10 protein-coding genes and 1 pseudogene are annotated in these 13,121 nt (G+C 40.4%); all 11 read left to right on the top strand.

The features are described from left to right. The first annotated feature begins 61 nt into the window (after positions 1 to 61). The 11 genes and pseudogenes from dcm (at position 62) to RCH61_RS06890 (ending at position 13,088) form a co-directional block, all read left to right on the top strand. On the top strand, positions 62 to 1,210 hold the full coding sequence (gene dcm / locus RCH61_RS06935) for a DNA (cytosine-5-)-methyltransferase (protein ID WP_306480258.1): 1,149 nt from the start codon (positions 62 to 64) through the stop codon (positions 1,208 to 1,210). Beyond that, the gene (locus RCH61_RS06930) at positions 1,210 to 2,388 is read left to right on the top strand and encodes a type II restriction endonuclease (RefSeq protein ID WP_306480257.1); all 1,179 of its coding nucleotides are present in this window, start codon (positions 1,210 to 1,212) and stop codon (positions 2,386 to 2,388) included. The genes dcm and RCH61_RS06930 overlap by 1 nt, the downstream gene beginning before the upstream one ends. A 1-nt stretch (position 2,389) precedes the next feature. Continuing rightward, positions 2,390 to 2,839, top strand: a complete 450-nt coding sequence (locus RCH61_RS06925) for a very short patch repair endonuclease (RefSeq protein WP_306480256.1) — start codon at positions 2,390 to 2,392, stop codon at positions 2,837 to 2,839. Positions 2,840 to 2,982: 143 nt separating this feature from the next. Continuing rightward, a complete protein-coding gene (locus RCH61_RS06920; RefSeq protein WP_306480255.1) occupies positions 2,983 to 4,188 on the top strand; it encodes an ISLre2 family transposase in 1,206 nt (401 codons plus the stop codon). 32 nt (positions 4,189 to 4,220) lie between these two features. After that, positions 4,221 to 4,325, top strand: a pseudogene (locus RCH61_RS09885) (type II toxin-antitoxin system RelE/ParE family toxin); the annotation flags it as partial. A 162-nt stretch (positions 4,326 to 4,487) separates the two neighbouring features. Beyond that, positions 4,488 to 5,180: an alpha/beta fold hydrolase gene (locus RCH61_RS06915; protein WP_306480254.1), complete on the top strand. Its 693-nt coding sequence runs from the start codon at positions 4,488 to 4,490 to the stop codon at positions 5,178 to 5,180. A 231-nt stretch (positions 5,181 to 5,411) separates the two neighbouring features. Further along, positions 5,412 to 7,352 carry a DNA methyltransferase gene (locus tag RCH61_RS06910; protein ID WP_306480253.1) on the top strand — a complete coding sequence of 647 codons (1,941 nt, stop codon included), beginning with the start codon at positions 5,412 to 5,414 and terminating at the stop codon, positions 7,350 to 7,352. Between the two features lies 1 nt (position 7,353). Beyond that, complete coding sequence (locus RCH61_RS06905) at positions 7,354 to 9,978, top strand: DEAD/DEAH box helicase family protein (protein ID WP_306480252.1); 2,625 nt, start codon at positions 7,354 to 7,356, stop codon at positions 9,976 to 9,978. 17 nt (positions 9,979 to 9,995) lie between these two features. Then, a complete protein-coding gene (locus RCH61_RS06900; protein ID WP_306480251.1) occupies positions 9,996 to 10,859 on the top strand; it encodes a hypothetical protein in 864 nt (287 codons plus the stop codon). A 33-nt stretch (positions 10,860 to 10,892) separates the two neighbouring features. Next, positions 10,893 to 12,164 (top strand): endonuclease Q family protein, encoded by a 1,272-nt coding sequence (locus RCH61_RS06895; protein WP_178006964.1) that lies wholly within the window; start codon positions 10,893 to 10,895, stop codon positions 12,162 to 12,164. 87 nt (positions 12,165 to 12,251) lie between these two features. After that, complete coding sequence (locus tag RCH61_RS06890) at positions 12,252 to 13,088, top strand: CvfB family protein (RefSeq protein ID WP_178006966.1); 837 nt, start codon at positions 12,252 to 12,254, stop codon at positions 13,086 to 13,088. The last annotated feature ends 33 nt before the right edge of the window (positions 13,089 to 13,121 follow it).

Genomic DNA, 13,121 nt, shown 5'->3' with positions numbered 1-13,121 from the left:
TTACTTCAGGAGTATAATAGGGAAAAATCAGGTATAAAATTATTCCCAGGAGTGATTGGATATGAAACAGGTACACATAAGAGTAGAAGATGAGTTATACGAGGAGCTGAATGCATATTCCTTACAGAGTGAGCAGAGTATGCAAGACTGCGTTCGAGAAGCTGTTGCCTATTATGTGACAGGTATGAGAAGAAAGCAGAAAGATATTTCAAATAAACAGTTTTCATTTATAGATTTATTTGCTGGAATTGGTGGAATGCGAATTGCATTTGACAGAGCCGGCGGACATTGTGTTTATTCTAACGAATGGAATAAATACAGTCAGCAGACATATTTTGCAAATTTTGGTGAACAGCCGGATGGAGATATTACGAAGGTAAATGAGAAAGATATACCGAATCACGATATTCTGGTTGCGGGTTTTCCATGTCAGCCGTTTTCGATTGCCGGTGTTTCCAAAAAAAACAGTATGGGCAGAGAAACAGGATTTGCTGATAAGACACAGGGAACTTTATTTTTTGATGTTTGCCGGATTCTGAAAGAAAAACGTCCTAAGGCATTTATGCTGGAAAATGTGAAAAATCTTTGCAGTCATGATAAGGGCAGAACGTTTCAGGTAATAAAAGCATCTCTGGATGAACTGAATTATGAAGTGTTTCATGCAGTTCTTGATGGACAGAATTATGTGCCACAGCATAGAGAAAGAATTATTATAGTCGGGTTCGACAGAGAGAGATACGGAAAAGATATTGATTTTGAATTTAAGCTGACACCTAAAAATCCAAAGCCGGTTATGCAGGATATTCTGGATAAGGATGTGGAAGCAAAATATACTTTGTCAGATAAATTGTGGATATATCTGCAAAATTATGCCGCAAAGCATAGAGCTGCGGGCAATGGTTTTGGTTATGGAATAGCTCCATTAGATGGGGTATCAAGAACAATAAGTGCAAGGTATTATAAAGACGGGTCCGAAATATTGATTGCACAGGAGGGAAAGAATCCGAGGAGACTTACTCCAAGGGAGTGTGCAAGATTACAGGGGTTCCCGGACAGTTTCAAGATTCCGGTATCAGATACTCAGGCATATAAACAGTTTGGTAACTCTGTTGTTGTACCACTGATGGAAAATGTTGCAAAATTGATTGTTGCAAAACTTGAATATATGGACGCAATGACAGCAGATAAGATGCAGAGGAAGGTGATTTAATGACAACAGAATATTCTAATCAGGCAATACAGGCAGTATTAAATGGTCAGAGGGGATTTTGTAAATTCTTTTCGGCAAATGATACCGGTGCGACGGGAGGACATCAGGCTGGTATATATATTCCAAAATCATCTATAGAAATCTTATTTTCAGAACCAGGACAAAAAGGCGAAAATAAGGATAAGTGGGTAAAGGTAAAGTGGCAGGACGATTTTGTGACAGATACTCGTTTTATTTATTATGGAAAGGGAACAAGAAATGAGTACCGTATTACAAATTTTGGAAGAGACTTTCCGTTTTTAACAACGGAGTATACGGGAGCATTGTTTGTCTTTGTTAAAGCAGATGAAGAAAATTATCTTGGCTATGTATTGAATTCTGATGATGATATAGAAACATTTTTAAACGCTTTTGGCCTTAGTCCCACAGAAACTAACTGTTTGATCGATACTGGAAAAATTCAGCCGGAAACACATGAACAGATTGCGATTCAGGAGTTTATCTGCAGTCTGGATGTTGATTTTCCAGCTTCGGAGATCATGTCTGCGGCAGCAAGAGATATTCAAAACAGAGCATATGATCACATTGAATATATACAAACGAATCCAGACAGAAAAATTATTGAGTGGACGAATATGGAATATGCTCTGTTTCGTGCACTCGAATATGCTCGATATGGAGATATTATTACGAAAGGATTTACTTCTGTCGATGAATTTGTAAAAGTAGCGAATATGGTATTGAACAGAAGAAAAAGCAGAGCAGGAAAAAGTCTGGAACATCATCTTGCGGCAATCTTTGATGGAAATGAACTTGAATACTCGGCACAGGCTGTAACAGAGGGGAATAAGAAACCGGATTTTATTTTTCCGTCTAAAGAAGCTTATCATAATAGCGGATTTTCTGTGGACAGACTGATTTCCCTGGCTGCAAAGACTACCTGTAAAGACAGATGGAGACAGGTACTTAATGAAGCAGACAGATTAAAGGGTAAGCCGAAATATTTATGTACTCTCCAGCAGGGAATATCGGGTGCTCAGATGGATGAGATGCAGGCAGAAAATGTTATCCTTGTTGTGCCACAGCCTTATATCAAAACATATCCTTCTGACAGACAGGACAGAATCTGGACATTATCAAGATTTGTGCAGTATGTGAAGGCAATAGAGGAAAAATAAAATGGATATAGTAACACCGGAACAGCGAAGTAAAAATATGGCGGCAATTCGGTCAAAAGATACAAAACCGGAAGTCTATTTTCGCAAGCTATTGTTTGCGAAAGGCTACAGATACAGCCTGAATTCAAAAAAGGTACCGGGACATCCGGATATGTATTTAAGAAAATATAATACAGCTGTGTTTGTTCATGGTTGTTTTTGGCACAGACATGGAGGATGCAAATTTGCATATATGCCAAAATCAAGAATTGAGTTTTGGAAGAACAAATTTGAGGTAAATCAGAAAAGAGATCTTGTTGTAAGAAATGAATTATTCGAGAATAATATTAAATGCCTTGTTGTGTGGGAATGCTCTATTAAAAAAATGAAAAAAGATGAGGGATTCAAAAATAGTATGCTTGTAAAAGTAATAGATTTCCTGAAGTCGAAGGATTTGTCTATGGAAATATGACGAAACGAGAGTAAAGGAAGCATGAAGTTCATGATTGATTCGTAGGGTAAAGTTTTTGTAAGAAAAAAATAAAAAAGAGAAAGCACCGGGATCCTGTGTCAGGATTAAAGTTGACTAGACCAAAATCCAAGGAGGGTGCTTTCGTGATTAATAGTATACAACAGTTTTGTGAAAATGGAGCAAAAAAATTAACAGATATTTTTAAATCTTATACGGACGATCTTACTAAAATTGCCGAAATGGTTTATGGTGTGACAGATGAGGTTACCAAATTGGGCTACAGTATCATAGCAGAAGAATGGGAATCGTATGATGAACTGTTGCGGAAACGAAAAGAATTACGTCAAGGTTGGCATATTGTTCGAAGAGATGAGACTTCTTTGCTGACAAGTCTCGGAGAAGTTGTCTATCATAAAACTTTATTTAAAAATGTTGCTACTGGTGAATCCTGCTATCTTTTGGATCAAATAATGGGGTTAGAACACCATGCGAGAATTACAGAGGATGCAGAAGCTAGAATCTTAAAAGAAGCATCTGAGAGTAGTTATAGAAAAGGTGGTGCGAATGCCAGTATAAATGGGGATTCCATAAGCAAGGAATCTGTTATGAATAAGCTGCATAGATTAGAGTTTCCAGTTATAAAAGCTGCTAAGGAAAAGAAAGAATTAAAAACGATTTATATCGATGCGGATGAAGATCATGTATCACTTCAATGTTTAGAGCATAAAGGAGATATTAAAAAACCACGTATTAATACGGTAATGCCTCGGATTATTTACGTATATGAAGGTGTTGACACAGATGAGAAAGGACGCCCGAAACTTATAAATACAAAATATTTTGGTGGAGTTTATGATGGAAAGGACGCGATCAGTCAGCTTTGGAACGAAGTGTTAGATTATCTGAATGATGCATATGACATGGATACAGTTGATCGAGTTTATATCAATGGAGATGGAGCTGCATGGATACGTAGAGGAGAAAAGGTCATCCCGAAGGCGCGTTTTTCCCTGGATAAATATCACATGCACAAATATATCATAGCAGCTACGTCACATCTTGAAGGTTCTGCCGATGATGCTAGAAGTGAACTATATAGAGCAATCCATAAAAAGAAAAAATGGATGGCTGAAGGAACATTTAACCGGATCATAAGTATTACGGATAAAGAAACAAAACAAAAGGCAGTTGAAAATGCTAAAGCATATATTCTTGGGAACTGGTCAGGAATTATGAATTCTATGAAATCAAAAGATACCAATGTGTGTTGTTCAGCAGAAGGGCATGTCAGCCATGTATACGCTGATGGAATGAGTTCAAGACCTATCAGCTGTGAAAGTTCACGTTGAATTTCACAGCTCTTAGTGTATAATATAAATAGCAGATTTCCGGTAAATTTGAGAATCTCCAGATGTTTCCGGGAATGGGATCAGATCTTTCCAAACGAGTCAGCTTTAGGATAGACTATAAATATGCGGTATATAAATGGTCAGGTTGTAAGTTTAGTCCTTCGCCGAAAGGCGAGGGGCTTTTTCCATATTTCCGCAGAGAAGATGGAACAAGCATTTGTGAAAAAGCGGGGATAGCAGCAGGAAAATTGTCAGATATAGCAGCAGTTGAAACTCTTTTTTGGGAGGGGGATAAGTGGATGGAAATAGCATTGCATTATGAGAAAAAGGGAAGTGGCGAACCGTTTCTTCTTTTGCATGGGAACGGAGAAGATAGTTCTTATTTTAAAAATCAGATCGAGTATTTCAGCAGTAAATATTGTGTAATTGCTTTGGATACAAGAGGTCACGGCGCATCACCGAGAGGTTCGAAACCGTTTACCATAGAGCAGTTTGCCTGTGATTTATATGATTTTATGTTAGAGAGTGGACTTTCCAATGCGATTATTTTGGGATTTTCAGATGGTGCAAATATTGCGATGAAGTTCGCGATGAAGCATCCTGATATGGTGAAGGCTTTAATTTTAAACGGAGGGAATCTAAATGCAAAGGGCGTAAAAGGAACGACGCAGATTCCGATTGAGATCGGATATCGGATTGCGAGGCTGTGTTCCGCCAAATCAGCAAGGGCAGAACGAAATGCAGAAATGCTGGGGCTTATGGTGAATGATCCTGACATTACACCGGAGGAACTGGCGAAAATAACAGTTCCGACACTTGTTATCTGTGGAACAAAGGATATGATCAAGGAATCACATACAAAAGAAATTGCAGAAAATATATCAAATGCGAAACTGGTTATGATCGAGGGAGATCATTTTATTGCCAATAAGCGCTATGAGAAATTTAATCACGAAGTTGATGATTTTTTGAAGAAAATTTGCAAGAATTAAATCATCAAAAGAATTCTAAATAGTCGGATTTTTTGTGCGGCTGCAGAAAAGGAGTAGTATAAAAAATACAGTTTATTTTTGCTCATGCATTGTGTTATGATATATCCTAACAGTATCGGGATATGAGGGGATACTAAACGGGGAGGCGGAAAGGTCTCAAGTAAAAATCTGTTTGAAACTGCGAAAGGCAAGATGCAGAGAACAGGGAACATCGGAGGAAGATAGGTAACAATGTCAAAATTCTATGATGAGGTTATGAAAGTAATCAGGCAGGATGATCGTTTCTTTTCAGAGGAAGGTGTTTTGCTTAAGAATGCTTTGTATGAAGCTGCAATGCATATGGATCGTAATCTTTTGAAACTTTTATTGAGCAGCGATGTTACAAAAGATCATTTTTTTGTTATGGTTGACGAAGTTGCCGTGTTTGATAAAGTCGCGTTTGGATGGCTGATCAATAATCGTGAATTTTTCCCGGATTCATATACGCGGTTTAAGAATAAGATTGGTTTGACAGATTCAGACGGGGATTTGATATCTGCATCTAATGATGTGGAGCTGGTTTTTCCGTATAAGGACTGTGTGCTGGAAGGCGGACAGACAAAGGAAGATCAGAAACGTTCTGAAATATTTTATAATGCCGCGCTGGCGCCGGATGAAGTTGACAGATTGTTGTGTCCAAAGACTATTTGCGGCGCGAAGAGGTATACTGCTGCCGGCTGGAAAAAAGAGCGGGAAATCAGACCGGACGACAATCTTGTTATAAAGGGAAATAATCTGCTTGCTTTAAGTTCGATCGGAAAGAAGTATGCGAATAAAGTGCGCATGGTTTACTGGGACGTTCCTTATAATACCGGGTCGGACAGTTTTGGGTATAATGACAGATTTTCCAGAAGCAGTTGGCTGTTATTTATTAAGAACAGGGTTGAAAAAGTATTGCCGATGATTACAAACAACGGCGGTGTATTTTTGATACAATGCAGTTTCCATCAATATTCGTATTTAAAAGTATTGCTTGATGAGATCATCGGGAATTATGTTATGACATTTAATGTTCTTGTAAGGCATCCGGATAGAACGCTTACAGGAGATAAAGAATTTAATGATGTTGTTGAGTATGTGCTTGTATATTCGAAAAGTTCTGATTTTAAGATGCCCAAAAAGGAAGAAGAGAAAAGGGTCGATGATTATCAATGGGTTGTAAACGAACTGTCGGAAGGAACTCCGGTTGAGTTTGACGGAAGGAAGGGAAGGGTATTTCTTCCCGATGAATACGAGATGAAAAAGACGAAGCCTTCGAAAGAGAACTTTAAAGTGATGACAGTTCGAGGCTCGATAAAAGAAAAAGTTTCATCAGGAAGATTTTATGTGAAATATTTACAGCCGTTGGAAAGTTCCTATCCTGCAAAAACGCTTTTTAAGGTGGACGATATCGGAGATGATATGTATGATTATCGTTATTTTTATCTTCCGCCGGAAGGCAATAAAAACGGAGCGTACTTGCAGGGAATGCCGACTTCATCAAAGGTGACTTATAAACCGTATCCTAATTTTTTGGATTTTGTTCAGAGCTATAATGTTGTGAATGATGAAGGAAATGTTGAGTTTAGAAATGGGAAAAAACCGGAAGATTTGTTAGCGTTTCTCATGAGTATTTTTACGGTGGAAGGCGATCTGGTATTAGATGCTTTCGGCGGTTCGGGAACAACGGCGGCAGTTGCGTTAAAAATGAACAGACAATTCATTATCTGTGAGCAGATGGATTACATAGAACAGATAACGGTGAAGCGGATTCATGGTGTTCTTCAGGGCAAAGAAAATGATCTGCTTGCGGAGTATGAGTATGACGGGAGCGGTTCGTTTGTTTATTTTGAATTGGCAAAAGCGAATCAAATATTTGCTGATCGGATCATGGATTCGACGGAAGAGGAATTGCCGCTGATTTTTAATGATATGGCGGAGAGCGGATATATAAGTTATAAAATAAATCCGAAAGATATTGATCTGTCTTCAGAAGACTTTCATAAGCTTACTGTCGATGAAAAGAAAAGATTTTTGATGGAGCTGTTGGATTTAAATCAATTATATGTAAATTATTGTGATATTGACGACGAATCGTATGCCGTCAGCGAAGAGGATAAAATGGTTTCGAAATCTTTCTACGAGGGGGTGTAAGATGACCTTTTTATATGAAAAAATCGAGGGACTGCGGGATGCCGGATATATCGAAGAAATGCCCTCTTTTATTGAGGAAAATCTGAATTCGAACTTTGAATTAAGGCCGTATCAGAAAAAAGCTTTTGAAAATTTTGTAACATATTACAATAGCAAATTGCGGACATATCCGACCCAAACATTATTCCATATGGCTACCGGAAGCGGCAAAACATTGATAATGGCAGGGCTGATTTTATTTCTGTACCGGCAGGGGTACAGGAATTTTCTGTTTTTTGTAAATCTTTCGAATATCGTAAGAAAGACGAAGGATAATTTCCTGAATAAATCTTCCGGCAAGTATCTGTTTGCAGAAGATCTTATGATAGACGGAGAACATGTATCGGTGAATGAGGTTCGCAATTTCCAATATAGTGACGATAATGCGATCAATTTATGTTTCACGACAACGCAGAGTCTGCATATGGATATGTGGACGTCGAAAGAAAACGCGCTGTCGTTGGATGATTTTTCGGGGCAGAAAGTCGTTCTTATATCGGATGAAGCACATCATCTGAATGTGGAGACATTACAGGGGAATACTGCGAAAATGAATGCTGCCGAAGAAGAGTCGTATCATAGTTGGGAGTCGACTGTTCGCTATATTTTTGAAGCAAACAAGGAGAACGTGCTGTTGGAGTTTACGGCGACTTGTGATACGGAAAATCCGCTTCTGGCAGCTTCGTATTCCAATAAAATTATATTTGATTATCCGTTATACAAATTCAGAGCAGACAGGTATTCGAAAGAGATTCTTACATTAAGAAGTGACATTCCTTTATTAGACAGGGAATTGCAGGCTGTTATTTTGAGTCAGTACCGGCTGAAAGTTTTTCAGGAACACCGTATCTTTATGAAGCCGATCGTTTTATTCAAAGCGGCAAAAATTGCGGACAGCAAGACGCAGATGCAGGAGTTCTGCAATATGATTAAAAATTTGTCTGCATCTGATATAGAGAGGATCTTTACTTCGTCTGGCAGCAGTGTGATGCATACGGTACAGTCGTATTTTTCAGACAGAAATATTACTTACGATGAATTGGCGCAGGAGCTGCGGGAAGATTTTTCCGAAGCGCATGTGGTGTCGGTAAATGACGACAAAGAAGCGGAGGAACAACAGCTTTTATTGAATTCTTTGGAAGATTACGGCAACCCTTACAGAGCGATATTTGAGGTGAAGAAACTTGACGAAGGATGGGATGTACTGAATCTGTTCGATATCGTCCGGCTTTATGAAACGCGGGATTCACGGAATGGAAAACCGGGAAAATCAACTGTTTCAGAGGCGCAGCTCATCGGGCGAGGCGCCAGATACTGTCCTTTTACTGTGAACCGGGAACAGTCGAAATACCAAAGAAAGTATGACAGCGATGTGGAGAATCCGCTGAGGATCTGTGAGGAATTGTACTATCATTGCCAAAACAACAGCAGATATATAGATGAATTAAAGAGCGCTCTGCGCGAGGTGGGAATTGACTTGGATAAAACGGTTACCTGTATGTATACGCTTAAAGAAGCGTTTAAAAACGATGAATTGTATAAGCAGGGAGTCGTATTTATAAATGACAGGGTTGCAAAGAGCAGAGAAGAAATTACGGGTCTGCCTTCTTCTGTCAGGGAGAAAGTGTATCGATATATTGCAAATACAGGGAAAACGGGAGAAGACACTGTTTTAGATGAAGCTGCCGCAGCAAAGGAATCGCAGGTGGAAACTTATCTGTATTCCTGTACGGTAAGCGAGATCGCAAACATGAATTACGGGATTGTGTATAAAGGTCTGTGCAAATTTGATGTATTTAAGTTCGACAAATTAAAAACATATTTTCCAAATGTCAGATCGATAAAAGAATTTGTTTTCGGGGAAGATTATTTAGGAAAGATTAAGCTTGAGATTATATCAAAAGAGGAAAGTCCATCTGCTTTGACTCTGTATGACGCATGCCTTAGCGCTTTGTCAAAGATTGCTGAAAATGTATCCAAAACAGAGGAAACATATGAAGGAACAAAAGAGTTCAAGGCACATTACATACATGATATTTTCACCGATAAAAAATGCAGCTATATCAATCCTCATGATGGCGGGATTGGTGTTTCTCAAAATGACAGTTCTGTGGACGCGGCGTATCGATTAGATCTGTCCAAAGAAGATTGGTTTGCGTTTGAAGATAATTTCGGTACTGTGGAAGAAAAAGCGTTTGTGGCGTATTTTAAATTATATGCCGAAAAGTTGAAGAAGAAGTACGATAAAGTTTACCTGCTAAGAAATGAAAGACAACTGCATCTTTATTCTTTTGACGGCGGACGAAGATTTGAACCGGATTATCTTTTGTTTCTTCAGGTATGTAAGGACGGAGGGTTTGAACAGCTTCAAGTTTTTATTGAACCGAAAGGGACACATTTATTGCCTGTGGACAAGTGGAAAGAAGAGTTTTTACTGGAAATGCAAAATCAGTTGGTTCCGGTTGTTCAAATAGCGGATGATAATAATTATAAGATATGGGGGCTGCATTTCTTTAACAGGAAAGAGCGGCAAAAGGAGTTCGGCAGTGATATGGACCGGCTGACTGCTTATGCAGAAGAAATTTAGATTCAGTGGAGGTGACTATGCGTATTATTAATCCAAGAGAAAGACTTTCTCCCGAAGACTATCTTTATCTGTTTTGGTTTGAAAAAATATCAAGCGGTGCAGAGATTGATTATGCGGATTTTCAGCCTACGGAATCTTTGATCTACAGATATAATGACTATGTAAAGACATGGAACGACCGGTTTTTGGCGGATCCGATTCATTATGAAAAACCTGTTGACTGGGATGTCTCTCGTAAAAAAACACCTTATTTTAAGGGGAAACTTCAGGCCGGACATGAATTTGAAGTGTGGGTTGAACAAGAATTTGCAAAATATGGGGTTGAGCTTGGCAGCTTTTTTGATGAAGAGGGACAGTACTCTGGCGAAAATGAATTTGGTTTAGAGATCAAACATGACATGAAACTGGCAAAGACAGGGAATATCTATATAGAATATCAGGAACGGCTGCGAAATAATCTTCCGTGGACAAATAGCGGAATTTTGAAAGAAGATAATACAAAATACTGGATTATCGGAAACAGCGCCGAATACTATATATTTTTAAAACAGGATTTGTACAGGCTGTATTGGCAGTTAACCGAATCTCCGATATCTCTTCCGGGGTGCAGGTTTGTTCGGGAGCTTGAAAATGGAACTTCAAAAGGCTTTATAATAAACAGAGAGAAAGCGAAAGAAATCAGTTTTGCTTCATCAATATCGGAGTTTATAAGCAAGATAAATACAAAATATTATGCCAACGGTTACTATGTCCATGGCAGAAGGGACTGCCTTTATATCGCAAATAAACCCGAAGATGCGCTCTGCGTCTTCGATTCGCTGGAGGAAGCTTTGAGAGCCGGGTATAAGAAATGTACGCAAGATTCCTGCTTTAAGAAGTGAGAGACAGCGGTTGTGAAAGGGGAGAAGTGAAAAATGTATATAGCAGATCTTCATATCCATTCTCGATATTCTTATGCAACAAGTAAGACATGTACGCCGGAATTGCTCGATCTGTGGGCAAGGAGAAAAGGGATCCATATTGTAGGAACCGGTGATTTTACCCATCCGGCGTGGCGGGAAGAACTTCGGGAGAAACTGACTCCGGCAGAAGACGGCTTGTATGTATTGAAAGAAGAATACAGGCTTCGTGACGAGGCGCAGGGAAAACGAATTGGTGCGTATGGGAACAAGGAGAAGGAGATGATTCCGCGTTTTGTCGTAAGCGGTGAGATCAGTTCTGTGTACAAAAAAGAAGGTCGTTCGCGGAAGGTGCACAGTCTCGTTCTCCTTCCCGATCTGGAGGTGGCGGAACGGATCGCAGACCGCCTTGCTTTGATTGGAAATCTTTGTTCGGACGGGCGTCCTACGCTCCGACTGGATTGTCGGGATCTGATTGAGCTGACACTTGATGAGTGCGGGGAAGCTGTTTATATTCCGGCGCACATATGGACGCCGCATTTTTCGGTGTTCGGTGCATTTTCGGAATTTCGGACTCCAAAGGAGTGTTTTGGAGATATGACGGCTTATGTATATGCAATGGAAACAGGTCTTTCGTCCGATCCGGTCATGAACCGCAGAGTGTCTGTTTTGGATGACTATCGGCTTATTTCTAATTCGGACGCCCATTCTCCCGGGAATTTAGGAAGAGAAGCGACGCTTTTTGATATCGGACTCTCTTATAGAGAACTGGCAGAAGCGCTGCGGACAGGGAACGGACTGGGCGGAACGATTGAATTTTATCCGCAGGAGGGAAAGTACCATTTGGACGGACATCGCAAATGCGGCGTTTGTTTTACTCCGGCAGAAACGGCGGCTCATGGCGGGATCTGTCCGGTGTGCGGGCGTAAGGTGACGGAAGGAGTAGCGAATCGGATCGAGGAGCTGGCAGACAGGTCGGAAGAGGAGGCTAAGGCTGTCGCATTAAAAAAAGAGACATATGAACATTTGATCCCTTTAAGAGAAGTCGTTGCCCTGGCGGACGGATTTGCTCCGAAAGGCAAACGTGCTGAGAGGGAATATATGCGGCTTCTTGTGGAACTTGGTTCAGAATTTGAAATATTAAGAGAGATGCCGGCTGAACAGATCGGGTGCGTTGCCGGCGAAGCTGTTCAATCTCTGATTGACAAAATAAGGAATGAGCAGATAAAATGGAACCCCGGATTTGATGGAGAGTATGGAACAATCCGCCCGGGTGTGATACAATAAACAGTAAGCTTCGAGGGGAGCAAATGATGGAAGAAGATCGGGGCGGATGCAAGGGATTCTGCTTCGAAATGATAAAGGAGAGAATGTATGAAACTGGGAGAGAAACAAGTTCTGACCGTTGTGAAGATCGTGGATTTCGGCGTGTATCTCGGTAATGATGAAGAGCGGGTGCTTCTGCCGAAAAAGCAGGTGCCGGAAGGAATTGAACCGGGAGATCCGATCGAGGTGTTTCTGTATAAGGATTCCTCAGATCGTATGATCGCAACTACAAATGAACCGAAACTCACACTTGGAAAAACGGCGGTGCTTGAAGTGGCAGACGTCGGAAGAGTCGGTGCGTTTTTGGATTGGGGGTTGGAGAAAGATCTGCTGCTTCCTTTCAAAGAACAGACAGAAAAGGTAGAAAAAGGCGATCGTTGTCTTGTGAGTCTGTATATAGATAAGAGCGGGAGATTGTGTGCAACGATGAAAGTTTATCAGCTCCTTCGGACGGATTCGCCGTACAAGAAAGGGGATATGGTCAGCGGAACGGTATATGAACTGAGTCGTGATTTCGGTGTGTTTGTTGCTGTGGATGATCAGTATTCGGCAATGATCCCGAAGCGGGAAGTTTACGGAAAGATGTATATCGGGCAGCAGGTTGAGGCGAGGGTGACGGCTGTGAAGGCAGACGGAAAACTCGACTTGAGCGTAAGAGGAAGGATACCGGAACAGATGGACACGGATGCCGATATAGTATTAAAACGTATCGAGAAAAACGGCGGGATGCTTCCGTTTACAGATAAAGCGGATCCGGAACGGATCAAGGCAGAATTTGGAATGAGCAAAGCGGCATTTAAACGTGCAGTCGGAAGACTTTTGAAGCAGGGAAAGATACAGATTGACAATAAAGCAGGAAAAATTTTCGCGGCAGATTTGCGTTAGCCAATAGGAGAATCGATTAGAACAGGTTAGTTT

This window comes from Mediterraneibacter sp. (genome assembly GCF_030825015.1).
Lineage (GTDB): Bacteria > Bacillota > Clostridia > Lachnospirales > Lachnospiraceae > Mediterraneibacter.
The sequence above is the reverse complement of the archived record's forward strand: the minus strand, read 5'-3'. Positions and strand labels throughout refer to the sequence as shown.

Bases quoted from the DNA above. Each gene is read 5' to 3' on its own strand.
- RCH61_RS06890 (WP_178006966.1), top strand. From the start codon at position 12,252: ATGAAACTGGGAGAGAAACAAGTTCTGACCGTTGTGAAGATCGTGGAT.
- dcm (WP_306480258.1), top strand. From the start codon at position 62: ATGAAACAGGTACACATAAGAGTAGAAGATGAGTTATACGAGGAGCTG.
- RCH61_RS06910 (WP_306480253.1), top strand. From the start codon at position 5,412: ATGTCAAAATTCTATGATGAGGTTATGAAAGTAATCAGGCAGGATGAT.
- RCH61_RS06895 (WP_178006964.1), top strand. From the start codon at position 10,893: ATGTATATAGCAGATCTTCATATCCATTCTCGATATTCTTATGCAACA.
- RCH61_RS06900 (WP_306480251.1), top strand. From the start codon at position 9,996: ATGCGTATTATTAATCCAAGAGAAAGACTTTCTCCCGAAGACTATCTT.
- RCH61_RS06915 (WP_306480254.1), top strand. From the start codon at position 4,488: ATGGAAATAGCATTGCATTATGAGAAAAAGGGAAGTGGCGAACCGTTT.
- RCH61_RS06925 (WP_306480256.1), top strand. From the start codon at position 2,390: ATGGATATAGTAACACCGGAACAGCGAAGTAAAAATATGGCGGCAATT.
- RCH61_RS06905 (WP_306480252.1), top strand. From the start codon at position 7,354: ATGACCTTTTTATATGAAAAAATCGAGGGACTGCGGGATGCCGGATAT.
- RCH61_RS06930 (WP_306480257.1), top strand. From the start codon at position 1,210: ATGACAACAGAATATTCTAATCAGGCAATACAGGCAGTATTAAATGGT.